Below are 24,998 nucleotides of genomic sequence, written 5' to 3'. Positions count from 1 at the left end.
TTCGCGCGGTCTGCACAGGTCAGGCGGGCAGTCTGTTTTCGATCCGGCCCATATGCAGCATTAGCGCGAAACCCACGACGCTCATCGTCAGGATGCCCGCGATCAGCGGGGTCAGAGAGCCATCGAACAGCAGTCCGATCGGGGCCGCAATCGCCGCTGCCAGAACGGTCGAAAACGCTCCGATGACCGACGCGGCCATGCCGGCGATATGACCCATTGGCTCCATCGCGATGGCGTTCAGGTTGCCCATGGTCATGCCAGCCATGAAGAAGATCGAGGTTTGCCAAAAGACGAACAGGCCAAAAGACAGGTTGGGCGACAGAGGTATGGCGTTCAGCGTTGCCACGCCCAGAGTGACCGCGATCTGCGCGCCAAGCGCCCATGTCACCAGGCGGCGCATACCGATGCGGACCACAAGGGCTGCGTTCAGCAGGCTGGCCGATCCTGCAATCAAGGCCACGAGGCCGAACCAGAAGGGAAAACTGTCGGCGCTGTCGTGAATGACGTCATAGACCGGCTGCACCATGGTCAGCGTGGTAAACAGCATGCCTAGGCACAGGGTTTGAACGAAAATCGACAGGCGCACGGCGGGATGGGCGAACATCTCGCGCGCGGCAGAGGCCATCAGGGGCAGGCGCAGAGGGCGACGGTTTTCGGGCTTCAGCGATTCCGGCAGGCGCAGATGCATCCAGGCAACTGTAATCAGTGAAAACAGCATGAACGAGACAAAGATGCCGCGCCAGCCCACAAGGGCGATCAGGCCTGCACCCAGCATGGGGGCCACGGCGGGCACCAGCGTAAAGATCATCATCGCGATTGAGACGATGCGCGCCATTTCCCGGCCCGAATACAAATCGCGAATGATCGCCATGGCGACCACGCGGGGCGCGGCACAGCCGATCCCCTGGGCGATCCGCGCGAATAGCAGCACCTCCAACGAAGAACTGGCCCATGCCACTGCAGCGGCTGTAACGTAAACGGCTGACCCCACATAGATCACCGGTTTGCGCCCAAACGTGTCCGACAAGGGACCGACAAAGAAGGTACCGATCCCCATGCCCAGCACGAAGGATGTCAGGATCAACTGCGCCCGGTTGAGGTCATCGGGGCTGAGCTGTGCGCCAATTTCGGGCAGGGCGGGCAGCATCGCGTCGATGGAAAACGCAATCGTCGCAAACATCATTGCGACCAGTGCGATAAATTCACCCTTTGACATGCGATTGGTCATTGCGCCCTCCTGACCTGATCGCGCTATCACGGGAGGTCAGGCGGCGCCAGAGATCAATTTGCACATGGGTCTGTGCTAATTTGCAGGATTAGCCTCAATTTGAGACATGATCTCGCCGATCACTTTCTCCCACATTTCAGGGGGTTGCGCGCCGGGGACCGCATGTTGGTTTGCCACGATGAAGGTGGGCACCGAATTGACACCCATCTGACGGGAATGGGTGTCGCGGCCGCGGATGTCCTCGCGGTCGGCGTCGGATTTCAGCAGTTTTTGCACCACGGCGGCGTCCATACCGACGCTGTCGGCAATGTCGCCCAAAACCTCATGATCGCCAATGTCGCGGGCTTGCACGAAATAGGCATCGAACAGGGCATCCACCACCGCGTCCTGTTTGCCCTCAATCCCAGCCCAGTGGATCAGGCGATGGGCGTCCAGCGTGTTGGGGGTGCGTTTCATACCCTCGAAATCAATGCTAAGCCCGGCGTTTTCGGCATGTTCAACCACCGGAGCATAGGCGCGCACGGCTCCGTCTTTGCCGCCGAATTTCCGTTCAAGATACTCGCGGCGGTCCATGCCTGCATCCGGCATGTCGGGGTTCAGCTGAAACGGGTGCCATTCTATGACAAAAGGATGGTCGGGAATGGCGGCCAGCGCCTTGTCCAGATGGGTTTTGCCGATATAGCACCACGGGCAGATCGGATCGGACATGATGTCAAGCTTGACGGTCTGGGTCATGGTGTGTTCGCCTTGAAATAGGCCGGCAACGCCCGGCGCAGGAGTTTGCCATTCCCGCCGCTTGGCAGTTCAGGCAGATGGACAAAAGCGCGCGGTTGTTTGTAGCGCGCCAGATTTTCCTCGACATAGGTGCGCAAGGCGGCCTCGTCCAGTTTTTCCGGTCCGGTATAGAAGGCGGCTATCACGAATGTGTCTTGTTTGACCTCAACCGCTGCGGCGCCCACCTGGGTGATGCCGGGGTATTTGGACAGGGCGGCCTCAACCTCGACCGGGGACACGCGATAGCCGCCCGCGTTCATCATGTCGTCGCCGCGTCCCAGATAGGTGATCTGTCCATCGACGGCCATGGCGCCCTGATCGCCGGTCAGGAACCAGTCGCCCTGCATGCGAGCCTTGGCCTCATCCGGGGCGTTCAGGTAGGTCAGCATGAGGCCGGGATCGGTGCGGTGAATGGCAATAGTGCCTTCCTGCCCTTGGGGAACCGGGCCGTCCGGGCCCAGGATTGCGACGCGGCGGCCGGGCTGCGGCTGCCCCAGCGACTCGCCCCGTGCCGGATGATCGGGGCTGGACGAGATAAAGGTCGAACATTCGGACATCCCGAACGCCTCATACAATTCACACCCGGTCGCCGCGACCCATTGGGTGTGCAGCGGACGTGAAAGCTTTTCCCCTGCACACAGGCCGTGGCGCAGCGCAGGTAGGTTCAGCGCGTCCGGGGATTTCAGCAGTTTGCGAAACACGCCCGGCGCGGCGGCAAAGATCGTGGCTTTATGCTCATGCAACAGGTCGGGCAGCGCGTCGGGGTCGGTGCCGGGCTCAGGGATCAGTGCAGTGGCGCCGATGGTCCAGGGGTCCATCAACCCTGTGCCCAGCGTATAGGTCCAGTTAAAGGCCCCCGCATGGCACAGCCGGTCGTCGGCGCGCAGCCCGTACCAGCCATCCACCATCATCTGCCGCGCCCAGATCGCCCGGTGCGCGTGGGCTACGGCGCGCGGTTTGCCCGATGTGCCAGATGTATAGACCACATAGGCCAGCCGGTTCGGATCGCCCATCTCGAACGCGGCGGGGGGCAGATCGCGCATGGCGGTCAGGTCGCTGAGGGTGATCTGATTGGGATGCGCCGCGCAGGCGACCGTGGGGTCACGCAGGATCGCGACAGGTTGCAGGTCTGCGATGATCCCTGCGGTTTCTGGTTCGGTCAGTTGTGACGAGGTCGGAACCGGCACGATGCCCACGGCAATTGCGCCGAGATAGGCGATGGGGAAATCGACCGTATTGCCCAGACGCATCAGCGCTATGTCCCCGGGGGTCAAACCGGCGCGCAGCAATCCGGTAGCCGTGCCAAGTATCGCCGCTTTCAGCGCGCGATAGGTCCAGTCATCAGCCCCGTCGGCGCGCAACACCGACAAGGCAACCTTATCGGCCACCTCATCCGCGCGGCGCAGCACATGGGCGGCCAGATTGAAAGGGGCGGGGCAGGCCGGGGGCGGCCCCTGATCAAAAACAGACAGCATGGCAACTGGCTAGCGCGGTGCCTCGCGCGTTGCAAGCGGGGCAAGCTGCGCCTATAGAGTTCCGCATGAGCAAGAATGAACAGCCCTCACTGATCCGCATCGCCCGGGATTCCGGCGACCCGACCGAGCTGGAGCCTCTGGATCTGGGGGCTCGCGTGCGCGAGCTGCGCAAGGCGCGGAACTGGACGCTGGAACAGGCGGCCAGCCAGGCCGGTCTGGCGCGCTCGACCCTCAGCAAGATCGAAAACGGCCAGATGTCGCCCACCTATGACGCGCTGAAAAAGCTGGCGATCGGGTTGGAGATTTCGGTGCCTCAGCTGTTCACGCCGCCGCAGCGCGATCAGGTGATCGGACGCATGGCCGTGACCCGCATGGGCGAAGGGGCCGGGCACCCGACGGCCACCTATGAGCATGAGCTTTTGGCCGAGAACCTGACGAAAAAGCAGATGTTGCCCTATCGCGCCCGCGTGCGCGCGCGGTCAATGGATGAGTTCGACGGCTGGGTCCGCCATGACGGCGAAGAGTTCCTGTATGTGCTGACAGGGGTCGTGCAGCTGTATACCGAGTTCTACGAGCCCGTCGAAATGCGTCGGGGAGACAGCGCCTATTACGATGCCAGCATGGGCCACAACGTGATTTCGACCAGTGACGAGGACGCGACGATCCTGTGGGTTACGTCACTTGCTTAAGGTGCGGCTGAATTCGCGGTTCAGGCCTTCGGTAAACAGGAAATCCTCAAGCTCTTCATGGGCCTCGTTCACGGTCAGGTGGTGGCGTTCGGCCAGATAGGCCTCGAACCGTTTGCGATCTTTGCCCAAGCGCGGTTTGTCCTGATCGCGCAGGTTCGGAAAGCGCCGCTTTGCACGCGAGTACATCGAGTCCCAGTCTTGCGTCAGGTCAGTCCAGTTCAACATGTGTCAGCTTCCGTCATTTGCGTTGCACGGCTGCTCGGCCCACGTATAAGGGTACGGAGCACGGCAGAGTCCCCGAGCATGACAAAATGTCGCAGGTCGATCGGGCTGAGTTCCGGGGGTAAATGGCCCGCCACGCACAACGCGCAACGGGCCTACGGACCTAGGTTGTGAGTGAGTGGAGGCCGGTCCGCAAAACCCAAGAATGCAAGCGTGGCTGTCCGGCTATCTAGCGAAATTTTCAGAACTATTCCGAACAACCAACGTTCTAAAATATCGCTAAGCTAGCGTGTTTGGATATGATCCGTAAAGCCCTTAGTAAGGGTTTATTAGTCTTCTGCTGTAAATTGTTGGGCGCACAAAATGTTGTGTTCGTGGCCAAAAACATACAAATAAATAGTATTGTTTCCCACCTGTGCTGAAATCCGCCGACACCCAAGGCCGTGCGGCCCGGCAGAGATAACGAACCAGATGGTGCACAACCTTCGGTTAGTACGGGCTCAAATGTGAAGGTCGTCTTGGCTGCTGCGGGGCCCGCGCGCTCACTCTTCGTACCACCATATTTGCGGCATGTATTCCGGCCCGTCTCCGTAGATCGGCAGGGTGTCGGGATGCCTAAGCTCTTTGACATGTGCGATGCGACCCACATCGAAATTCCAGATCGGAATGACATATCGTCCGGCGGTCAGAACACGATCCAGCGCGCGGGTGGCCGCCACGAATTCCTCGTGGTTTTCCGAGGCCAGCATGGCATCGATCAGACCATCCACCGCGGGTGAGGCAACCCCCATCAGGTTGCGCGTGCCCTGAGTGTCGGCGTTCTGGCTGCCCCAGTACAGGCGCTGTTCGTTACCGGGGGACAGCGACAGAGCGCGCCGGAAAAACGTCATGTCAAAATCCAACTCGGCGGTGCGCCCGACCAGTTGGGCGCTGTCCACCTGTTCAATGGTAAAGGTGATCCCCAGCCGCTCCAGCGCGCGGGCATAGATTTCCATGGCTGTCTGACTTTCGGTATCGCCCTGTTGCAGTACGATGCTGAGGGTGAAATCCTGTCCCTGCTGGTTCCGCAACACCCCGTCCTGAATGGTCCAGCCGGCCTGGTTCAGCAGATCAATCGCCTTGCGGATGTTCGACCGGTTGCGGGCCGAGCCGTCACTGACGGGCAGGGTATACCCCTCAAGCGTGCCGGGGGGCAGATCGTCTGCAAAGGGCTCCAGCAGTTCAGCGACGCGTCCCGACGCGGGCCCGGGCTGCATGCTCAATTCCGAGCCCGAGAAATACGAGGTGATCCGGGGTTGGGCATTGCCAGTGATCGTGTCGTTGATGAACTCGAAATTGAACGCCAGCAGCAACGCCTCGCGCACGCGCCAGTCATCCAGAGGTGCGGCGCGGGTGTTCATCACAAATCCGGTCATGCCCGAAGGCTTTCCATGCGGGATTTCGGTTTTGACCACATCGCCGCGCTGAATGGCGGGGAAATTGTATTGGTTGTCCCATTTGTCGGCGTTGAACTCGCGCACGGCGCTCAGCTCACCTGCTTTGAAGGCTTCGAACAGCACGGTGCCGTCGCCGTAGAATTCGATGCGCATCTCATCCAGATTCATGGTGCCCCGGCGAAAGGGAACATCCGCGCCCCAATAGTCAGGATTGCGGCGCAGGTTCACGAAACGCCCGGCCTCATAGCTGTCGACGAGATAAGGGCCTGTTCCGATGGGGACATCATGCAGACCTGCATTTGCAAAATCTTTCCCCTCCCACTGCGCCTTTTGCAGGATCGGGCGCATACCGGCCAGCAGCGCCAGTTCACGATCGGGTTCATTGAACGAGATACGGACGGTGCGCGGTCCGGTCTGTTCGATCGTTGCAACCTTGTCCCAAAGCCCGCGATAGCGCAGATGACCTTGGGTGCCCAACGTCTCATACGACCAGATCACATCGTTTACGGTGACCGGGCTGTCATCGGAAAACCGGGCCTCTTCGCGCAGGGTGAATTCGACCCAGGACCGGTCTGGTGCAGTCTCAACTGATTCGGCTAACAACCCGTAAAGAGTGAAAGGTTCGTCCCAGGATCGGCCCATCAGGCTTTCATGGGTCCAAAATGGCAATTGCCAGGGGGATGCGCCTTTTTGCACAAACGGGTTCAAACTGTTAAAGCCGCCGGTATTTCCGAACACGACCCGGCCGCCCTTGGGTGCATCCGGATTGGCATAGGGCAGAGACACAAAATCCGGTGGTAGGGCCGGGTCGCCATACATAGCTATGCCGTGGGCCGATTCTGCGTTAGCGATAGCGGCAGAGAAAAGGCAGGTGATTCCCGCGATCACAGGGCGTGCGGGGCGTAGAAAATCGGGGCGCATTTTGGAAACAATCCTGCTCTGGCCTTATTTTGTTGGGATTCATCGTACCGATGATTTTTCTTATTATCAAACTTTTAGCTTGGATGAATGCAAGGAATTGCTTATAAAGGTTTCACTGCTCGATAGGTTTCTTGCCTGTATGAAACCTGCCTCAATAACTTAACGCCCGCTTCGTGCGGGCGTTTTTTTTGGGCGGTTTTTCCCTCTGAACCGGAACCGGAATGTTTCCCCGTTCACTTTGCAGGTGCAGCATGGCACTGTGCTGCCAAAGCGAAATCTGAGGGAGAACTGGCATGAGCCTGTCTGGAAAAACGGCAATCATCACGGGATCGAATTCAGGGATAGGTCTGGGCGTTGCACGCGAATTGGCCAAGGCCGGGGCGGATGTGGTTTTGAACTCATTCACCGACCGGGACGAAGATCATGCGCTGGCGGCCCAGATCGCGAAAGAGACCGGCACCAACGCGCGCTATATCAAGGCGGACATGTCCAAAGGCGATGAATGCCGGGCGCTGATCGAGCAGGCGGGGGCCTGCGATATTCTGGTGAACAATGCGGGCATTCAGCACGTGTCACCGATCGATCAGTTCCCGATCGACAAATGGGACGCGATCATCGCGATCAACATGAATTCGGCCTTTCACACCATGGCTGCGGCTTTGCCGATGATGCGCAAGGCCGGGTGGGGGCGGGTGGTGAACATCGCCTCGGCCCACGGGCTGACGGCGTCGCCTTACAAGGCGGCCTATGTCGCGGCCAAACATGGTGTGGTGGGGATGACCAAGACCGTGGCGCTGGAAACCGCGCAGGAACCGATCACCTGCAACGCCATCTGTCCGGGCTATGTGCTGACCCCACTGGTCGAGGCGCAGATTCCCGACACGATGAAGGAATACGGCATGAGCCGCGAGGACGTGATCAAGAACGTTATGCTTGAGCGGCAACCGTCGAAAGAGTTCGCAACGGTGGAACAATTGGGCGGGACGACGGTCTTTCTATGCTCGGACGCGGCGGCGCAGATCACGGGCACGACGATTTCCGTGGATGGTGGCTGGACGGCGTTGTGATGTTGTGTGGGGGCTTTGCCCTCACGCCCCCGAAGTATTTTGAACAGAAAATGGGGTGGGCGTGGTGAAAAAAATAAATCTGGCTTTGCAGGGTGGTGGCGCGCATGGGGCGTTTACCTGGGGCGTGTTGGATCGGCTGCTGGATGAGGACGATCTTGAGGTTGCAGCCATCACCGGCACCTCGGCCGGGGCGCTGAACGGGGCGGCGTTCAAATCCGGTATGGTGCGCGATGGGCGTGACGGAGCGCGCGCCAATCTGAACGGTCTGTGGGAGAGGATGGGGGCCGTAGGTGACATGCGGCTTGCCAATTGGATGCAGGCCATCGAACCCTCGCAGATTGCACAAGCGATGGAGTATTCCCTGCCGTTCTCGGTCGGGGATACGTGGTCGCGGTTGGTGTCGCCATATGCGTACGGCCCGTTTTACCGCAACCCGCTGGAGACCGTGGTCGATCGGTTCAATTTCGCCGAGATTTGCGCCGATGAAGGCCCCCGTTTGCATGTCTGCGCCACATGCGTGCGCAGTGGCAAGATACGGGTGTTCACCGGGGATGAGATCTCGACCGACGCGATCCTGGCGTCGGCCTGCTTGCCTACGCTGTTTCAGGCCGTTGAAATCTATGACCCCAAATCGGGCCGGACCGAGGCGTATTGGGATGGCGGCTATACGGGCAACCCGGCGCTTTATCCATTGTTCGACAGTGACTTGCCGGATGACGTGGTAATCGTAAATATCAACCCGCTGGAACGGGATGAGGTGCCAAAAACGCCGCAGCAGATTCAGAACCGGGTCAATGAAATCAGCTTTAACTCATCCCTGTTTCGCGAGCTGCGCGCGATCAGTTTTGTGCAGCGCCTGCTGGCCGAAGGTAAGCTGAAGGCCGGGGAGATGAGCCGCGTTCTGGTGCATATGATTGCGGATGACGCCTTGATGAACGATCTGTCCGTTGCGACCAAAACGGTGCCCAACCCGGTGATCCTGCACAAGCTGAAAGAGGCCGGTCGCGCGGCGGCGCATCGATTTCTGGCCGATCACAAAGACGATCTGGGGCAGCGCAGCACGGTTGATCTGCCCGAGATGTTCGGCTGATCACTCGGGCGGCTGGGTCGGGTCTTTTTCGTTGGGATAGACAAGGCCCGCCGAAATCACCAGTTTTGCGGCCTCTTCAATGGACATATCCAGAAGGATCACGTCCTCTTCGGGGAAGAACAGCAAAAAGCCCGAAGTCGGGTTTGGCGTGGTGGGGACGAAGATGCTCAGCAGGGCGCCGCCGGTTTCGGCGCGTTCGCTGACTTCGCCCCGCGCGGTGGTAGAGACGAAGCCGATCGCCCAGATGCCCCGGCGCGGGTATTGGATCAGGCAGGCTTTTTCAAAGGATCGCTCGGTCTGTGCAAACACCGTTTCCGAGATTTGCTTGATACCGGAATAGACGGATCGCACCACCGGCATCCGATCCACAACGCTTTCGGCGAAATGGATCAAAGAGCGACCGAGGATGCCCTTTGCGATCCAGCCGACCAGAATGGTGAAGATCAGGAAGATCACCACCCCTACGCCGCGCAGGTTGATGCCGACATATTGCTCGGGTTGGAATTGCTGCGGCACCAGCGGCAGAACCGCGCTGTCGATCCAGCCGACCACGGACCAGATCAGCCAGACGGTCAGCCACACAGGCGCAATGACAACGATGCCCGTCAGAAAAGACGCACGCAGCCGGGAAAACAGGCCCGGTCGGCGGTGAGGTTCTTCGTCAAAAGGCGTGTTCATTGCGGTCCTGAGCAGTTTGCGGATTTAGTTAAGCAGTCCCGTGCCTTGGTACAATAGGTTTATGTCATTGCGACAGGGCGCGGGCGATCCGGGCGGCCAATTTTGCGTTATTGCGGACCAGAGCGATGTTTGCGGTCAGCGAACGGCCCTCGGTCTGTTCGTAGATCCGTTGCAACAGATACGGGGTGACGCCTTTGCCCGTGATGCGGTGGGTGTCCGCGTCTGCCTGGGCCGATGCGATGATAGGGGCCAGTTCCTCGGCCGCAATCTGGTCATCCTCGGGGATCGGGTTGGCGATCAGTTGTCCACCGGGCAGGCCAAGGGCGCGGCGGGTGGCGTGGGCCTTGGCGATGGCCTCGGCACTGTCCATGCGCAACGGGGCGGCATAGGGGGATTTGGCCGACCAGAAGGCCGGGAATTCATCCTGACCGTGGGCGATGACAGGCACGCCCAAAGTCTCTAGCACCTCAAGTGTTTTGGCCAGATCGAGGATGGCTTTGGCACCAGCTGCAACCACCGTCACGGGGGTTTGCGCCAGTTCGTGCAGGTCGGCGGAAATGTCAAAGGACGTCTCGGCCCCCTGATGCACGCCGCCAATGCCGCCAGTGGCAAAGACCTGAATTCCAGCATAATGCGCCGCGATCATGGTGGCGGCGACAGTGGTGGCCCCGGTGCCCCCGGTCGAGATGCAGGCCGCCATATCAGCGCGTGAGATTTTGGCGACGCCTTGCGCCTGACCCAGAGCCTGCAGCTGATCAGCCTCAAGCCCCACGTTCAGAACACCATCAATCACCGCAATGGTCGCTGGAACTGCACCGGCGTCGCGGATGTCTTGTTCGACCTGTGCCGCGACCTCAATGTTCTGCGGGTAAGGCATGCCGTGGGTGATGATGGTGCTTTCCAGCGCCACAATGGGATGGCCTGCGTCTTTGGCGGCGCGAACCTCGGCTGAGTATTGAATGTCGATCACAGTGGTGTTTCTCCGGAAACGTAAGTGGCTGCGGCGTGCAGGGCGCGGGTCAGGGCTGCGTCGGGGGCGGCCCCGGCGGCCTCGGACGCGATATGCGCCGCCATGAAAGTGTCGCCTGCACCGGTCACGCGGGTGACCAGAACGGACGGGGGTGTTTGGGTCAGGATTTGACCGGCGCTGCCGATCGTGGCCGAATTGCCGCCATCCGTCACCAGCACCCGCAACGCGCCTCGGTCCAACAGGCCCTTGGCGGCGGATTCGGAATCGGTGAACTCGCGCTGACAGAGGATGCCAGCCTCTTCAAGGTTCACGTAAAGCGTCGCGCGCGCGTTTTTCAGGAACGGCAAAAGACGTTCGGCCTTACCGGGTGAGGCCGGGGCAACGCGCAGGTCCGCTTTTGCAAAGGCGGGACTTTGCGCGATGTCCTCCAGCAGGCTTTGCGTCAGGTTGCCGTCCAGCGCGATGGGGCCTTCGAACGGCGTATTTTCATACCCCAACGGCCCGTGCATCAATGGGCGCAAGATCTTGGACCCTGCGGCCTCCAGCGAATGCGCATCAGCAATTGCGGCGATCAGACCATTGGCCCCTTCGACCGCCATATACCGGTCGGTCGGCAGGTCCTGCGAACGGTAGACGTGATCCGTCACCATACCCAGCCGGGCGCAGGCGTTGACCAGTTCATCGCCTTCAGGGTCGCGGCCAATGGCGGTCAGCAGAGTAGGGGTCATGCCGAACCGCACCAGTGTCATGGCAATGTTCATGGCTACGCCGCCGGGCAGGCGGGTGATCCGCCCCGGCACGTCTGATCCCTGCCGCATGGCGCTGGCAGACCGCCCGATCACGTCCCACAGGACCGAGCCGATACACAGTATTTCGCTGTTCTGAGTCATGCCCGTGTCATGCCGCAGCCCCCCGGCGGGTGCAAGGGTTAACGCTCACATCGCGTCGGTAAGCGATTTCAACGCTGCGACCGGGTCGTCCTGCGACCAGATTTCATCCCCAATGCCAAAGAAATCGGTATGAGGGGCGAGGTCGCGGATCAGCTCGGGCGTCAGGCCGCCTTCGGCCACGACCGGCACTTCGATCATCTCGGACCACCATTGAAACAGGTCTTTCCCGGCAATCGTGCCGTCGCCCAAAGCTGACGCGCCAACCGGGCCAAAGGCCACATAATCCGCGCCATTCTCACCAGCGGTCATGCCATCGTGGCTGGAGGCGGCGCAGAAACTGCCAACGATGGCATCCGCACCCAGTTCCTTGCGAGCGGCGCGGACGGAACGCGCGGCATCGTCCAGATGCACCCCGTCCAGCCCCAGTCGTTGCGCCAGCAGGACATGGTTTGAGATCACGATCGCCACATCCCGCGCATGGGCAACCTCGCGGCAGACATCGGCGGCGCGGGCGATGGTGTCTTCGTCACTGCCCGCCAGCGCCAGCCGGATACAGGCAACCTCGGTGCTGTCCAGCACGCGGCCCAACTGCTCGGGGAAGGTGCTGAGCGCGATGGTCGGAGGCGTTATCAGGTAAATCTGCGGCTGCTCGGGGGTGTCCATGGCGCGTCCTTCGGAATTGTTCTTAGGCGCGGTTTAGCGGATTGCGCGGGGGAAGCAAACTTTTAAGCCTCTGGCCGAAGTATTTGGGAACAGAACAAGGGGATCGGCTTGCTCTGACCTGACAGGCCGATTACAGCAGGCGGAACTTTCGGAGACAGCCATGCCCAGCGATACATCCCAGCCGTCCTTTGTGCTTGTGCGCCCGCAGATGGGCGAAAACATCGGTGCCGCCGCGCGCGCGATGTGGAATTTCGGGCTGGACCGGATGCGGATTGTTGCGCCCCGTGACGGCTGGCCCAACCCCAAGGCTGTGGCGATGTCCAGCGGGGCCGGGCGGCTGCTGGATGAGGCGCAGCTGTTTGATGATCTGGCTGGGGCACTGGCCGACAGCACCTTTGTCTTTGCCACCACGGCGCGGCAGCGCGGCTTGACCAAGCCGGTCTACAGCCCCGAACGCGCCATGCAGATGGCCGCCGAAAAGGTCGCGGCGGGTGAAAAAGTCGCCGTTCTGTTCGGCCCCGAACGCGCAGGGTTGGAAAATGAGGACATTGCCAAGGCCAATGCCATCATCTCGGTGCCGGTGAATCCCGAATATGCCTCGCTCAACCTTGGGCAATGCGTGCTGCTGACGGCGTATGAGTGGATGCGTCAGACCGGCGATGTGGTGCATGAGGCCACCGATCTGGGCAAAGGTGACTGGGCCACAGGGATCGAGGTTGAGAAACTGGTTGAACACTATGAGGACCGGTTGGAGGAGGCAGGCTTCTTCTACCCGCCCGAAAAGGCCGAGGGGATGAAGACCAATCTGCGCAACCTGTGGTCGCGGATGCGGATGACGCGGGCCGATGTGCAGATGCTGCACGGGATCATGCGTCAGATGGTCCGCTGGAAGGACAAGGGCTAAGGCTGGACCTATGTTCCGCTTCACCCTAGCTTGCGACGAAATCCAAGGCACAAGAGGACAGCATGAGCGGTAAGCGCAGCATCTTCGAAGACGTCTCAGACACCGAAAAACAACAGGCAGTTCAGCCCGGTATGATCGACCGTGGCCGTGGTGGCGCGCGAAAGGCGATCCGCGCGTGGCTGATGATCCTGTTTGCGCTGGTCGTGATCATGATCGTCGTGGGCGGGCTGACCCGATTGACGGATAGTGGCCTTTCGATCACCGAATGGCGCCCGATCACCGGGGCCATCCCGCCGATGTCCGAGGCCGACTGGCAATCCGAGTTCGACAAGTACAAGGAAATCGACCAGTGGCGCATCCAGAACCAGTGGATGGAGCTGGATGACTTCAAATTCATCTACTGGTGGGAATGGGGCCACCGCCAGTTGGGCCGCGTGATTGGTCTGGTCTGGGCGCTTGGGTTCTTTGGTTTCCTAGTCGCGCGGAAAATCCCGACGGGATGGACCGGCAAGCTGCTGATCCCAGGTGTTCTGGGCGGGGTTCAGGGCGCTGTCGGCTGGTGGATGGTCGCCTCGGGCGTGACGCAGGGCGAGGGGATGACCGCTGTTGCCAGCTATCGCCTGGCCACTCATCTGGGGCTGGCCTTTGTGATCCTGGGGTTTCTTGCGTGGTACATCTTTGAACTGGGCCGCGAAGAACGCGACCTGTTACAGGCCCGCCGCGCGAAAGAGGCGAAACTCTTCTCGCTATCCACCGGCCTGATGCATTTCGCATTCCTTCAAATCCTGATTGGTGCTTTGGTCGCGGGGATCGACGCGGGGCGGTCCTACACCGACTGGCCCCTGATCGGCGGGCAAGTGTTGCCGCCCGATGCCACGATGCTGGAGCCGATGTGGCGCAATTTCTTCGAAAGCCCCGGTCTGGTGCAGTTCATTCACCGCTGCGCGGGCTATCTGCTGTTGATTTTCGGCGTCATCGTCTGGCGGCGGGGCGGCACCAGCGCGCATCCGCAGACGCGGTTTGCCTTTAACGCAGCCTTTGCGGCGCTGGCACTGCAAGTGGTGATCGGCATCGTAACCGTGGTTTATGCCGCGCCGTGGCAGATCGCGATTGTCCACCAGTTCATGGCCGTAGTCGTCTGGACCCTGATCCTGCGCGCGCGGTTCCTGACCGCTTACCCAATCGCAACCTCAATCCGCGGAGCGTGACATGACCGCCTTTGACGACCTGATGGCTTTTCAACGCGAAACCTCGGCTTTGGGGCAGATTGCCGGGCGGTTGGGCTGGGATCAGGAAACGGTGATGCCGCGCGGGGCGGCCCCGCAACGGGCCGAGGAGATGGCCGCGATTGAGGCTGTCCTGCACGCCCGCCGGTCCGACCCGCGTGTGGCCGAATGGCTGGAACACGCCGACCCGCAGGATGAGGTGGGGCAGGCGCAGGTTCGTGAAATCCGCCGGTCGTATGAGCGTACGATCAAAGTGCCCGCTGATCTGGCCAAAGCCATCGCGCGGGTCACATCCGCCGCGCAGGGTACTTGGGCGCAGGCTCGCGCGGATGAGGATGTCTCGGCCTTCCTGCCCGTGTTGCAACAGGTCGTCGCCCTGAAACGCGAAGAAGGCGCGGCGTTGGCCCAAGGCGGTGACGTGTATGACGCGATGGTCGAGGATTATGAGCCGTACACAACCGGCAGCCAGATCGCCGACATCTTTGATCAGATGCGCCCGCGTCTGGTGGCCCTACGCGCAGCCGTTCTGGACCGCCCGGCGCCGCAAGAACTGACCGGCACATTTGATGAACTCACCCAGATGCGCTTGTCGCAGAAACTGGCGACAACCTTTGGCTATGACCTGAACACGGGGCGGGTGGACAAGGCCGTGCACCCGTTCAGCTCGGGCAGTGGTCTGGACGTGCGCATCACCACCCGCACCAGCGAGACTGATCCCTTCAACTGTTTCTATTCGGCCATTCACGAGGTCGGCCATGCTGCCTACGAACAAGGCATCGATCCGGCCTATGCGCTGACACCGCTGGGCAGTGGGGTGTCGATGGGCGTCCATGAAAGCCAAAGCCGGATTTATGAAAACCAGCTGGGCCGCTCGCGCGCCTTTACCGGTTGGCTGTTCGACCAGATGAAAGACGCGTTTGGGGATTTCGGGATTGCCGATGCAGACGCGTTCTATGCCACGGTCAACGGTGTCCATAACGGCTATATCCGTACCGAGTCGGATGAGGTGCAATACAACCTCCACATCATGCTGCGCTTTGATCTGGAGCGCGCGCTGATGGCCGGAGACTTGCAGGTCGACGATCTTGAGGCCGCGTGGAACGACCGGTTTAAATCGGATTTCGGTTATGCGGTCGATAAGCCGTCGAACGGGTGTTTGCAGGATGTCCACTGGTCGGTGGGGCTGTTTGGTTACTTCCCGACCTATTCGCTGGGCAACGTCTATGCCGGGTGCCTGTATCAGGCGTTGCGCGCTGCGGTGCCGGATCTTGAGACGCAACTGGCGCAGGGCGACACGACAGGCGCAACCACGTGGCTGCGCGAGAACCTGCAACGCCATGGCGGGCTTTACGCACCCCGCGACACAATCACCCGCGCCAGCGGGATGGAGCCCGGACCGGAACCGCTCTTGTCCTATCTTGAGGGTAAATTCGGCGCGCTCTACGAGCTGTGAGACGTCACGTTCCCGTGTCGCGGCATGGGCTTTTCTGCCGCAACCGTTAAAGTGCCCCAAGACACGCGTCGGAGGGGCCTTTGTCAGTCAGTCGGAAACTCAAAACGCGGGCCGCAATGGTTCTGACCAGCAGCGGGTTGCAGACCACGCGGCGAACCCTGCATGAGGTCAGGCGCCGACTGACCGGACAGCCTCATGTGGTTGAGTATTTCCATGATCTCTCAGATCCTTACAGCCTGCTGACGGTGCAGGTTCTGGCAGATTTCAAACATCGCTATAGTATAGAACTTCGAACCTTTCTGATCTCAGGATCGCCGCCCGATATGATGCCCTCACCAGAAGCGTTTCGGCTGAATGCGTTCCACGATGTGGTGCGGGTGGCCAACCGTTTGGGCTATGTGCCTCCCACGGTGCCCACTCCTGATCCCGCGCGCATTGCCACGGCGGAACGCGTTTTGGCTGGCGCGGATGATTTCATTGCCATGGCTCCTGAGGTGACTGAAACCCTCTGGGCTGACGCATCAATCCCGGAGGGGCCAGAGGTCGATCCAGCGACGGTCATAGCATTGGGCGATCAATCTCTTGCGGCGGTCGGCCATTATCAGGGCGGATGTTTTGCCTATGGCGGCGAGACCTATTGGGGGCTGGACCGGCTGCATTATCTGGAAAACCGGTTGCAGGGTCTGGGGCTGGGGCAAAAAGCTGATCCGATCATCCCGCAGATCGCACCGAACCTGACCCCAGCGCCGGGGGCTGAGATCGAGTTCTTTTTCTCTTTCCGCAGCCCGTATTCCTATCTGGCCTTCGACCGGGCCCGTGCCCTGGCCCGAGACTGCCAGGCCAATCTGATCCTTAGGCCGGTGCTGCCGATGCTGATGCGCGGCTTGCCGGTGCCAAAGGCGAAATCGTCCTACATCCTGCGCGATTGCACGCGCGAGGCGCGGCGGCTGGGTATTCCATTCGGTCGCATCTCTGATCCGCTGGGGGCAGGGGTGGAACGTGGTTATGCCCTGCTGGATCATGCCGAGGCGCAGGGGCGGCTGGCTGACTACTGCTCGGCCTTTCTGACGGCTGTGTGGTCGCAGGGGATTGATGCGGCGACGGAGACCGGCTTGGCCCAGATCGCGGAAAAAGCGGGGCTGGATTGGCAAGAGGCCAAGGCGCATGTGCACTCCGACACGTGGCGCAACCGGGTTGAGGCCAACCAAGCCCGCCTGCAAGAGATCGGCCTGTGGGGCGTGCCCAGCTTTCACGTCAACGGGCAGAGCATCTGGGGGCAGGATCGGCTGTGGGCAATTGCGGACCTGCTGCGCGGCAGTTAGCAGGCAAAGAAAAAGGCGCCGAAGCGCCTTTTTGTTCGTTTATTCGGGGGCTTGCCCGTCGTCTTCTTCGTCACCCTGATCGGCGATCCAGGCAACGCTGACGACCTCTTCCCCCTTGCCGGTGTTGAACACCCGCACGCCGCCCGCGCTGCGCGACCGGAACGAGATGCCATCGACAGGCACCCGGATCGACTGCCCCTTCGATGTCGCCAGCATGATCTGGTCGTCGATCTCAACCGGGAATGAGGCCACAAGCTCACCGCCGCGCATCGCCTTGTCCATGGCCGCGACACCCATGCCACCGCGCCCGCGCACCGGGTAATCGTGGCTGGAGCTCAGCTTGCCCGCGCCGCCCGATGTGATGGTCAGGATCAGGTTCTCGGCCGCCGACATCTCGGCATAGCGTTCCTGCGTGATGGTGCCGGGGGCTGCTTCGTCTTCGTCCGTCTCGCCATCATCGGCGATGCCCGCCACGGCCCGGCGCATCTTGAGGTAGGCGGCACGCTCGTCCGGGTCGGCCTCGAAATGGCGGATCACGGACATGGAAACCACCCGGTCGCCATTCGTCAGCTTGATGCCGCGCACACCGGTGGATTCGCGCGAGTTGAAGACGCGCACATCGGTGGTGCGGAAACGGATCGCACGGCCCGAATTGGTCACCAGCATCACATCTTCGTCTTCCGAACAGATACGCGCGTTCACCAACTCCACATCGTCCGGCAGCTTCATCGCGATCTTGCCGTTGCGGCGCACATTGGTGAAATCCGACAGGCGGTTACGCCGCACATCGCCCGCGCTGGTGGCAAAGACGATTTGCAGGTTCTCCCACTCTTCATCCGGCACATCCACGGGCATGATCGCCGCGATGGAAACCCCGGTCGGGATCGGCAGGATGTTGACGATCGCCTTACCTTTGCCAGTCCGGCTGGACTGCGGCAAACGCCAGGTCTTGAGCTTGTAGACCATGCCTTCGGTGGTGAAGAACAGCAGCTGCGTGTGAGTGTTGGCCACGAAGAGGTTGGTGACGACATCCTCTTCCTTGGTCTGCATCCCCGACAGGCCCTTGCCGCCGCGCTTTTGCGCGCGGAAGTCGGCCAGCGGTGTACGTTTGATGTAGCCGCCCGATGTAACGGTCACGACCATGTCTTCGCGCTCGATCAGGTCCTCGTCTTCCATGTCGCCGGACCAGTCGACGATCTCGGTGCGACGGGGCACGGCAAACTGTTCACGGACTTCGCGCAGCTCATCGCCGATGATCGACATGATGCGTTCGCGCGAGGACAGAATATCCAGATATTCTTTGATCTTGGCCGCCAGTTGCTCCAACTCGTCCGTGACCTCTTTGACGCCCAGTTGGGTCAGGCGCTGCAGACGCAGTTCCAGGATGGCGCGGGCCTGAACCTCGGTCAGGTTATAGGTGCCATCGTCGTTCATCTTGGACAGAGGATCGTCGATCAGGCGCAGATAGCCTTCGATCTCGGCCGCGGGCCAGCGGCGGGTCATCAGTTTTTCGCGCGCCTCGGCGGCGTCGGCGGATGAGCGGATGGTGGCAACCACTTCGTCCACGTTCGACACGGCCACGGCCAGACCACACAGGATGTGGCTGCGTTCCCGCGCTTTGCGCAGGTCATAGGCGGTGCGGCGGGCGACGACATCCTCACGGAAGTCGATGAACGAGGTCAGGAACCGGCGCAGGGTCAGCTGTTCAGGCCGACCACCGTTCAGGGCCAGCATATTGCAGCCAAAAGACGTCTGCATCGGCGAGAAACGGTATAGCTGGTTCAGCACCACCTCGGGCGTTGCATCGCGTTTCAGTTCGACCACGACGCGCACGCCATTGCGGTCGGATTCGTCCTGCACATGCGCCACACCTTCGATGCGTTTTTCACGTACGGCTTCGGCGATCTTTTCGATCATCGAGGCTTTGTTCACCTGATAGGGGATCTCATCCACCACAATCGCATATCGGTCGCGGCGGATTTCCTCGACCCGCGTCTTGGCGCGGATGATGACGCTGCCGCGCCCCTCAAGATAGGCTTTGCGCGCGCCGGATCGGCCCAGCATGACGCCTCCGGTCGGGAAATCAGGTCCGGGGACGTATTCGATCAACTGCTCGGAGGTCAGGTCAGGGTCGTCGATCAATGCCAGCGTGGCGTCAACAACCTCACCCAGGTTATGCGGAGGAATGTTGGTCGCCATACCCACGGCGATACCGCCTGCGCCATTGACCAGCATGTTCGGGAACCGGGCGGGCAGGACGGTCGGCTCTTTGTCTTTGCCGTCATAGTTGTCCTGAAAATCGACCGTCTCTTTTTCGATATCGGCCAGCAGGGAGGCGGCGGGTTTGTCCATCCGCACTTCGGTATAACGCATGGCCGCCGGGTTATCGCCGTCCATCGAGCCAAAGTTGCCCTGACCGTCCAGCAGCGGCAGCGACATTGAGAAATCCTGCGCCATCCGCACCAGCGCGTCGTAGATCGCGCTGTCACCATGCGGGTGGTATTTACCCATCACATCGCCCACCGGGCGCGCCGACTTGCGGTACGCCTTGTCATGGGTGTTGCCGGTTTCGTGCATCGCGTAAAGGATGCGCCGGTGCACCGGTTTTAGACCATCGCGCAGATCGGGGATCGCGCGGGATACGATGACCGACATGGCATAATCCAGATAGGATGTGCGCATCTCGGATTCGATGGAGACCGTCGGGCCGTCATAGACTGGGCGCTCGGGCGGGGTTTCATCCATGTTTTCTGGGGTTTCTGGCGTATCGCTCACGTAAACTGCCCGTTCTTTGTGCTGGGTCTATATCTTGTGTGTGCACTCTATCAGACCCGGCACATAAGGTGCAAGCAAGCAGCGTATTTCGCGCAAAAAACCCCCGTAACACCAGAGTAACATATTGTTAACCAAGGATTAGGGGGTAGTCGTGTTACCCTGAAGAGACCTTGTAACAAATCTGGAGGTCTGCATGGAGCAAAGCGAAACGGAATTGATGCTTAAGGGATATGGGCTGACGACGGCGGAATTCTTCTATCACATGCCCGACTATATCCATGTTCTGAACACGTTCATCTGGCAGGACTACGATCTGGCGCCAGACCACCCGAAACTTTTTGAGTTTGTCGAGTTCTGGCAGCGCGAGATCGAAGGCCCGCTACATTCGGTTCGGTTTACCCATCGCAAGATGATCGCCCCCGGTGAATGGCGCAACATGGTGGGTGAGTTCCGCGTGAACTGAGCGAATGGAAAAATTTGGATGTGCAGTAAATTAGATACGTAAATTTGTTCTGCGCTTGGGGTAAGGTGCGATCAATCGCATTGACCACAGATGGAATCATTTCATGCCCCGAGGACTTATTTTAGCAACCAGCCTTTTCCTGAGCGGTCCGGCTCTGGCCGAAGGTGTTCTTGATAAGATAAAGAAAGGGGCGGAAAGCACGGCCACTGCCATTGGGCAAGGGGCCGAAGCAGTTGGTGATACGATTGAAAAAGGTGCCAATGCGGTCGATCACACGATCGATTCCACCGCCGATCTGGTCACCAATGAGGCCACCCCCGAAGAGACACGCGCCAAACTTGATCTGATGGCCGATGAAGTCTTGACGCAATTGCTGGCTGAAAACCCCGAAGCGGATGAGCTGTTCGGCATCAGCGCTGGATACGCGGTGTTTGACTCCCGCAAGGTCACGGTGTTTCCGGTTTCTGCCGGGTATGGGCGCGGGGTTGCGGTTTCCAAGGACACCGGGCAGCACACCTATATGAATATGGGCACCGGAGGCGTTGGGGCCGCCGTCGGCATTGGCGGGTTTGAAACCAAGTTCGTGATCCTGTTCCAAGAGCCTGCGGATTTGGACAAGTTCATCACCCATGGTTATGACGCAACCGCTGAATCGGGCGCGATGTATGGTGATGAGCGCAGCGATGAAACGGTGCGTTTTGTGGATGGCCGCTCTTTCTTTGTGCTTGGGAAGAAAGGCTGGCGTGTATCTGCCGGGGCGAACGGTACCAAATACTGGAAATCGCCCGAGCTGAACTAGCCCAGCCTTTCCCGATCCTGGGGCTGACAGGTCCACAGCCGTGCTGTGGACCCGTTCCGGATTCACTAAAAAAACTTGGGGATTGATTGCGCTAACATTAGACATGGTCGCCGGGGCAAGGTAAGGAAAACGCATGGTTTCTCGTGTCATTCCTGTCGACCCTTTCGATCTGGTCATTTTTGGCGCAACCGGCGATCTGGCTCAGCGCAAGATTTTGCCGGCGCTGTTTCGCCGTTTTTGCGCCGGGCAATGGGCGGACGGGGTGCAGATCATCGGGGCGGCGCGATCCGATCACGATGCGGAGGGGTTTCGCGAAATCGTGGCCGAGTCGCTCAGGACGCATGCGGCAAAGCACTGCCGGGATGTCTCGGCGCTGAGGTCGTTTCTGCAATGTATCGACTATGTCTCGCTGGATGGCATCTCGGGTGAGGGCTGGGGGGCTTTGGCCAGCAAACTCAGCCATATCCGTGTGCGGGCCTTCTATTTCTCGGTCGGGCCGGCGCTGTTCGGGCCTTTGGCCGAGCGGATCAAGGCCCATAGCCTGATCACCCCGATGACCCGGATTGTCGTGGAAAAACCCTTTGGTCATGATTTGGAGAGCGCGCAGGCGCTGAACGCGACTCTGGCCGTGCATTTTGCCGAAAACCAGATCTATCGCATCGACCATTATCTGGGCAAAGAAACCGTTCAGAACCTGATGGCCGTCCGCTTTGGCAATATGCTGTTTGAACCGCTGTGGAACAGCCAATACGTCGATCATATCCAGATCACCGTGGCCGAATCCGTCGGCATTGATGGGCGCGAGGACTATTATGATCGCGCCGGTGCGATGCGCGACATGATGCAGAACCATCTGATGCAGCTGCTTTGTCTGATCGCGATGGAGCCACCGGCCAAGTTCGATCCCGATGCGGTGCGGGACGAAAAGCTGAAAGTGATCCGCGCGCTTGATCCGGTTGAACCGCACCACATCGTGCGCGGCCAGTTCGTGGGCGACGGGCCTGGATACCGGGATGTGGTGGGCAATCCGCGCTCCACAACCGAAAGCTATGTTGCGCTCAAGGCGCATGTCAGCAATTGGCGGTGGGCGGGTACGCCGTTCTATCTGCGCACCGGCAAGCGGCTGGTGGCGCGGTCCTCGGTTATCAACGTGATGTTCAAGGACGCCCCACATTCGATCTTTGGCGAAGAGGCGGGGCGCCATGCCAACGTGCTGTCGATCCGTTTGCAACCGAACGAAGGCATCACGCTGAAGGTGACGATCAAAGAGCCGGGGCCGGGTGGAATGCGCCTGGTGGATGTGCCGCTGGACATGAGCTTTGCCGAGGCTTTGGGCCCGGAAAATCAGGATCCGCCCGATGCCTATGAACGTCTGGTGATGGATGTGATCCGGGGCAACCAGACCCTGTTCATGCGCGGGGATGAGGTCGAGGCCGCCTGGGCTTGGACCGATCCGATTATTGCAGGGTGGCAGGCACGTGGCGATGTGCCCAAACCCTATGAGAGTGGCAGCACGGGTCCGGGCGACGCCGAACTGCTGATGAAACGAGACGGTCGCCGCTGGCAGGGGATAAACCCATGAAAATACAAGAATACGCTGACCGCGACATGCTGGCCATCGACGTCGCCAACGTTCTGGCCGGAGAGCTTGAGGCTGCCCTGCTGCATCATGATACCGTCTCGTTCGCGGTACCCGGTGGCACCACACCGGGCCCGATTTTTGACGGGCTGTGTGCGGCTGATCTGGAATGGGATCGGGTGCAGGTTCTGCCCACCGACGAACGCTGTGTGCCCGGCGACAGCGACCGCTCGAACGAGGGGCTGATCCGTGCGCGTTTGCTGACCAATCGCGCCTCGGTCGCGCAATACGTCCCGCTTTATCTGCCGGGTAAAGAGCCCGAGGATATTCTGCCCGAACTGGAAAGCCTGATCACTCCGATCCGGCCCCTGTCCGTGCTGGTTCTTGGCATGGGCGAAGACATGCACACCGCGTCTCTGTTCCCCGGAATGGACGGGTTGGAGGCCGCTTTGGACAGCCACGCGCGCCCATTGGCTGTGGCGCGCACGGATGTGCAGCCCGAACCGCGCATCACCCTGACCGCACCTGTGCTGAACGGCGCTTTGTCGAAACATCTTGTGATCTTTGGGGCCGCAAAGCGTGATGCACTGGATCGGGCCATGTCCCTGCCACCCGAAGAGGCCCCAATCGCCGCCGTTCTCAGCGGCATGACAGTGCACTGGGCGGAGTAGGCGTGATGCAATTGGACACTCTGACCGCGCTGGCGGCTGATCGGAAAGACCAAACCATCCTTGATCTGTTCGACAAGGATGCGAACCGGGCGCAGGGGTTTTCGGCCTCAACCGGTGATCTGCTGTTTGATTATTCGAAGACGCAGATCGATGCTGACATCCGCGATGCGCTGATCGGGTTGTGTGACGCGGCCGGTCTGGCGGATCGGCGCGACGCGATGTTTTCGGGCGCGAAGATCAACGAAACCGAGGGGCGCGCGGTGCTGCATACGGCGCTGCGCAATCTGGATGGCGGCCCGGTTGAGGTTGACGGGCTGGACGTGATGCCCGACGTGCTGGACACGCTGCACCGGATGCGGGTCTTTGCCGAAGAGGTGCGCGGCGGCGCGATCACAGGGGCAGGGGGCAGCTTTACCGATGTGGTGAATATCGGCATTGGCGGCTCGGACCTTGGGCCGGTGATGGCGACCCACGCGATGGCCCCGTATCATGATGGCCCCCGGCTACATTATGTCTCCAACGTGGATGGGGCGCATATCGCGGATACGCTGCGCCAGCTTGATCCGACACGCACGCTGGTGATTGTGGCCTCCAAGACCTTTACCACCATTGAAACCATGACCAACGCGCGCACCGCGCGGGCATGGATGATGGATGGCGGGGGCGATCCGGCCAAACAATTCGCCGCCGTGTCCAGCGCTGTGGATAAGACCGAATCCTTCGGTATCCCGGCTGAACGTGTGTTTGGCTTTGCCGATTGGGTCGGCGGGCGATATTCGGTCTGGGGGCCGGTGGGACTGCCTGTGATGATCGCTGTCGGCTCGAACGCGTTTGACGCGTTTCTGCGCGGCGGACAGGCGATGGATGTCCATTTTCAGGCCGCAGACTGGGCCGAGAATATGCCGGTCATGCTGGCCCTTGTCGGCATCTGGCACCGTCAGGTTCTGGGCCATGCCAGCCGCGCGGTTCTGCCCTATGATCAACGCCTGCTGCGCCTGCCAGCCTATTTCCAACAGCTTGAGATGGAATCGAACGGCAAATCCGTCGCCATGGATGGCAGCGCGCTGACTGTGCCGTCTGGTCCTGTTGTCTGGGGTGAACCCGGCACCAATGGCCAGCACGCGTTTTATCAGTTGATCCATCAGGGCACCGATGTGATCCCCTGCGAATTCATGGTCGCCGCCGAAGGGCATGAGCCCGAACTGACCCATCATCATCGCCTCTTGCTGGCCAATTGTCTGGCCCAATCCGAGGCGCTGATGCGCGGACGCTCGCTGGAAAAGGCCCGGCAGCGCATGGCCGACGAGGGCCTGACGGGGGATGAGTTGGAACGCCAGGCCCGCCACCGGGTGTTTCCGGGCAACCGACCCTCCTCGACCCTGATCTACCCGCTGCTCACACCGTTTGTGCTGGGCCAGATCATCGCCCTGTACGAACATCGCGTTTTTGTCGAAGGCGTCTTGCTGGGCATCAATTCCTTCGATCAATGGGGTGTTGAGCTGGGCAAGGAACTTGCCACGTCTCTGGGACCGATAGTGGATGGTGAGCAAAGCGCCAAGGGCAAGGATGGCTCGACCGCGGCGCTGGTCGACTTTGCCTTGCGTCATCGCGGTTGACGCTGCGATTGGCTGCACTCTCTTATTGTCAGACAATTGAAATCTTGGCAGTGTCGGTGCCAAGGTAAAAAGCGCAGCCAAGCGCTG

At 60.6% G+C, this 24,998-nt stretch carries 22 protein-coding genes; 12 read left to right on the top strand and 10 right to left on the bottom strand.

All coding sequences use genetic code 11. The annotated features are described in order from the left end of the window. Window positions 1-19: 19 nt before the first annotated feature. The 3 genes from ACRZ94_RS06655 to ACRZ94_RS06645 form a co-directional block, all read right to left on the bottom strand. Window positions 20-1,228 (bottom strand): multidrug effflux MFS transporter, encoded by a 1,209-nt coding sequence (locus ACRZ94_RS06655; protein ID WP_480796954.1) that lies wholly within the window; start codon window positions 1,226-1,228, stop codon window positions 20-22. A gap of 75 nt (window positions 1,229-1,303) precedes the next feature. Further along, complete coding sequence (locus ACRZ94_RS06650) at window positions 1,304-1,963, bottom strand: DsbA family oxidoreductase (RefSeq protein WP_480651599.1); 660 nt, start codon at window positions 1,961-1,963, stop codon at window positions 1,304-1,306. After that, entirely contained in the window at window positions 1,960-3,477 is a 1,518-nt protein-coding gene (locus tag ACRZ94_RS06645; protein WP_480651597.1) for a class I adenylate-forming enzyme family protein, read from the bottom strand. Before ACRZ94_RS06645 ends, ACRZ94_RS06650 begins: the two co-directional genes overlap by 4 nt. Before the next feature lie 65 nt (window positions 3,478-3,542). On the opposite strand from ACRZ94_RS06645, the gene ACRZ94_RS06640 reads away from it, so the two are divergent. Next, entirely contained in the window at window positions 3,543-4,166 is a 624-nt protein-coding gene (locus ACRZ94_RS06640) for a helix-turn-helix domain-containing protein (RefSeq protein ID WP_480651596.1), read from the top strand. Here the strand turns inward: ACRZ94_RS06640 and ACRZ94_RS06635 are convergent. After that, the gene (locus tag ACRZ94_RS06635) at window positions 4,155-4,391 is read right to left on the bottom strand and encodes a hypothetical protein (RefSeq protein ID WP_480796953.1); all 237 of its coding nucleotides are present in this window, start codon (window positions 4,389-4,391) and stop codon (window positions 4,155-4,157) included. The two genes, ACRZ94_RS06640 and ACRZ94_RS06635, sit on opposite strands and share 12 nt — an antisense overlap. A gap of 539 nt (window positions 4,392-4,930) precedes the next feature. Beyond that, complete coding sequence (locus ACRZ94_RS06630) at window positions 4,931-6,745, bottom strand: extracellular solute-binding protein (RefSeq protein ID WP_480796952.1); 1,815 nt, start codon at window positions 6,743-6,745, stop codon at window positions 4,931-4,933. Window positions 6,746-7,038: 293 nt separating this feature from the next. Here ACRZ94_RS06630 and ACRZ94_RS06625 point away from each other — a divergent pair, with 293 nt between their 5' ends. Then, window positions 7,039-7,812: a 3-hydroxybutyrate dehydrogenase gene (locus tag ACRZ94_RS06625; protein ID WP_480651590.1), complete on the top strand. Its 774-nt coding sequence runs from the start codon at window positions 7,039-7,041 to the stop codon at window positions 7,810-7,812. Between the two features lie 61 nt (window positions 7,813-7,873). Further along, window positions 7,874-8,902 (top strand): patatin-like phospholipase family protein, encoded by a 1,029-nt coding sequence (locus ACRZ94_RS06620; protein ID WP_480651588.1) that lies wholly within the window; start codon window positions 7,874-7,876, stop codon window positions 8,900-8,902. On the opposite strand, the gene ACRZ94_RS06615 is transcribed toward ACRZ94_RS06620, so the two are convergent. From ACRZ94_RS06615 to ACRZ94_RS06600, 4 genes are all read right to left on the bottom strand, one after another. After that, window positions 8,903-9,580 (bottom strand): DUF502 domain-containing protein, encoded by a 678-nt coding sequence (locus ACRZ94_RS06615; protein ID WP_480651586.1) that lies wholly within the window; start codon window positions 9,578-9,580, stop codon window positions 8,903-8,905. Window positions 9,581-9,644: 64 nt separating this feature from the next. Next, complete coding sequence (locus ACRZ94_RS06610; RefSeq protein WP_480796951.1) at window positions 9,645-10,550, bottom strand: pseudouridine-5'-phosphate glycosidase; 906 nt, start codon at window positions 10,548-10,550, stop codon at window positions 9,645-9,647. After that, window positions 10,547-11,440 (bottom strand): PfkB family carbohydrate kinase, encoded by an 894-nt coding sequence (locus ACRZ94_RS06605; RefSeq protein WP_480796950.1) that lies wholly within the window; start codon window positions 11,438-11,440, stop codon window positions 10,547-10,549. The genes ACRZ94_RS06610 and ACRZ94_RS06605 overlap by 4 nt, the downstream gene beginning before the upstream one ends. Before the next feature lie 45 nt (window positions 11,441-11,485). Further along, window positions 11,486-12,103 (bottom strand): thiamine phosphate synthase, encoded by a 618-nt coding sequence (locus tag ACRZ94_RS06600; RefSeq protein ID WP_480651580.1) that lies wholly within the window; start codon window positions 12,101-12,103, stop codon window positions 11,486-11,488. A 160-nt stretch (window positions 12,104-12,263) separates the two neighbouring features. On the opposite strand from ACRZ94_RS06600, the gene ACRZ94_RS06595 reads away from it, so the two are divergent. The 4 genes from ACRZ94_RS06595 (at window position 12,264) to ACRZ94_RS06580 (ending at window position 17,008) form a co-directional block, all read left to right on the top strand. After that, entirely contained in the window at window positions 12,264-13,007 is a 744-nt protein-coding gene (locus ACRZ94_RS06595; RefSeq protein WP_480651578.1) for an RNA methyltransferase, read from the top strand. Between the two features lie 62 nt (window positions 13,008-13,069). Further along, window positions 13,070-14,215, top strand: coding sequence for a heme A synthase (gene ctaA / locus ACRZ94_RS06590; protein WP_480796949.1), 1,146 nt, complete (start codon window positions 13,070-13,072; stop codon window positions 14,213-14,215). A gap of 1 nt (window position 14,216) precedes the next feature. Beyond that, on the top strand, window positions 14,217-15,686 hold the full coding sequence (locus ACRZ94_RS06585) for a carboxypeptidase M32 (protein WP_480651574.1): 1,470 nt from the start codon (window positions 14,217-14,219) through the stop codon (window positions 15,684-15,686). 116 nt (window positions 15,687-15,802) lie between these two features. Continuing rightward, complete coding sequence (locus tag ACRZ94_RS06580) at window positions 15,803-17,008, top strand: DsbA family protein (protein ID WP_480651572.1); 1,206 nt, start codon at window positions 15,803-15,805, stop codon at window positions 17,006-17,008. A 39-nt stretch (window positions 17,009-17,047) separates the two neighbouring features. Here the strand turns inward: ACRZ94_RS06580 and gyrA are convergent, their stop codons facing one another. Next, a complete protein-coding gene (gene gyrA, locus ACRZ94_RS06575; RefSeq protein ID WP_480651570.1) occupies window positions 17,048-19,783 on the bottom strand; it encodes a DNA gyrase subunit A in 2,736 nt (911 codons plus the stop codon). Between the two features lie 193 nt (window positions 19,784-19,976). On the opposite strand from gyrA, the gene ACRZ94_RS06570 reads away from it, so the two are divergent. The 5 genes from ACRZ94_RS06570 (at window position 19,977) to pgi (ending at window position 24,911) form a co-directional block, all read left to right on the top strand. Then, a complete protein-coding gene (locus ACRZ94_RS06570) occupies window positions 19,977-20,246 on the top strand; it encodes an usg protein (protein WP_424833538.1) in 270 nt (89 codons plus the stop codon). Between the two features lie 103 nt (window positions 20,247-20,349). After that, window positions 20,350-21,045 (top strand): lipid-binding SYLF domain-containing protein, encoded by a 696-nt coding sequence (locus ACRZ94_RS06565; RefSeq protein WP_480796948.1) that lies wholly within the window; start codon window positions 20,350-20,352, stop codon window positions 21,043-21,045. 133 nt (window positions 21,046-21,178) lie between these two features. Next, window positions 21,179-22,627 carry a glucose-6-phosphate dehydrogenase gene (zwf, locus tag ACRZ94_RS06560; RefSeq protein WP_480796947.1) on the top strand — a complete coding sequence of 483 codons (1,449 nt, stop codon included), beginning with the start codon at window positions 21,179-21,181 and terminating at the stop codon, window positions 22,625-22,627. Beyond that, window positions 22,624-23,295: a 6-phosphogluconolactonase gene (gene pgl, locus ACRZ94_RS06555; protein ID WP_480796946.1), complete on the top strand. Its 672-nt coding sequence runs from the start codon at window positions 22,624-22,626 to the stop codon at window positions 23,293-23,295. The genes zwf and pgl overlap by 4 nt, the downstream gene beginning before the upstream one ends. Before the next feature lie 5 nt (window positions 23,296-23,300). Further along, a complete protein-coding gene (gene pgi / locus ACRZ94_RS06550; RefSeq protein ID WP_480796945.1) occupies window positions 23,301-24,911 on the top strand; it encodes a glucose-6-phosphate isomerase in 1,611 nt (536 codons plus the stop codon). Window positions 24,912-24,998: the final 87 nt, after the last annotated feature.

It is taken from the genome of Ruegeria sp. CH10, assembly GCF_056537125.1.
This window is presented reverse-complemented; position numbering and strand designations above follow the sequence as displayed.

Coding starts and splice junctions, on each gene's coding strand:
- ACRZ94_RS06625 (WP_480651590.1), top strand. CDS start 7,039: ATGAGCCTGTCTGGAAAAACGGCAATCATCACGGGATCGAATTCAGGG.
- ACRZ94_RS06630 (WP_480796952.1), bottom strand. CDS start 6,745: ATGCGCCCCGATTTTCTACGCCCCGCACGCCCTGTGATCGCGGGAATC.
- ACRZ94_RS06645 (WP_480651597.1), bottom strand. CDS start 3,477: ATGCTGTCTGTTTTTGATCAGGGGCCGCCCCCGGCCTGCCCCGCCCCT.
- ACRZ94_RS06600 (WP_480651580.1), bottom strand. CDS start 12,103: ATGGACACCCCCGAGCAGCCGCAGATTTACCTGATAACGCCTCCGACC.
- ACRZ94_RS06585 (WP_480651574.1), top strand. CDS start 14,217: ATGACCGCCTTTGACGACCTGATGGCTTTTCAACGCGAAACCTCGGCT.
- ACRZ94_RS06580 (WP_480651572.1), top strand. CDS start 15,803: ATGGTTCTGACCAGCAGCGGGTTGCAGACCACGCGGCGAACCCTGCAT.
- ctaA (WP_480796949.1), top strand. CDS start 13,070: ATGAGCGGTAAGCGCAGCATCTTCGAAGACGTCTCAGACACCGAAAAA.
- ACRZ94_RS06605 (WP_480796950.1), bottom strand. CDS start 11,440: ATGACTCAGAACAGCGAAATACTGTGTATCGGCTCGGTCCTGTGGGAC.
- ACRZ94_RS06655 (WP_480796954.1), bottom strand. CDS start 1,228: ATGACCAATCGCATGTCAAAGGGTGAATTTATCGCACTGGTCGCAATG.
- ACRZ94_RS06570 (WP_424833538.1), top strand. CDS start 19,977: ATGGAGCAAAGCGAAACGGAATTGATGCTTAAGGGATATGGGCTGACG.
- zwf (WP_480796947.1), top strand. CDS start 21,179: ATGGTTTCTCGTGTCATTCCTGTCGACCCTTTCGATCTGGTCATTTTT.
- pgl (WP_480796946.1), top strand. CDS start 22,624: ATGAAAATACAAGAATACGCTGACCGCGACATGCTGGCCATCGACGTC.
- ACRZ94_RS06615 (WP_480651586.1), bottom strand. CDS start 9,580: ATGAACACGCCTTTTGACGAAGAACCTCACCGCCGACCGGGCCTGTTT.
- ACRZ94_RS06595 (WP_480651578.1), top strand. CDS start 12,264: ATGCCCAGCGATACATCCCAGCCGTCCTTTGTGCTTGTGCGCCCGCAG.
- pgi (WP_480796945.1), top strand. CDS start 23,301: ATGCAATTGGACACTCTGACCGCGCTGGCGGCTGATCGGAAAGACCAA.
- ACRZ94_RS06650 (WP_480651599.1), bottom strand. CDS start 1,963: ATGACCCAGACCGTCAAGCTTGACATCATGTCCGATCCGATCTGCCCG.
- ACRZ94_RS06565 (WP_480796948.1), top strand. CDS start 20,350: ATGCCCCGAGGACTTATTTTAGCAACCAGCCTTTTCCTGAGCGGTCCG.
- ACRZ94_RS06640 (WP_480651596.1), top strand. CDS start 3,543: ATGAGCAAGAATGAACAGCCCTCACTGATCCGCATCGCCCGGGATTCC.
- ACRZ94_RS06635 (WP_480796953.1), bottom strand. CDS start 4,391: ATGTTGAACTGGACTGACCTGACGCAAGACTGGGACTCGATGTACTCG.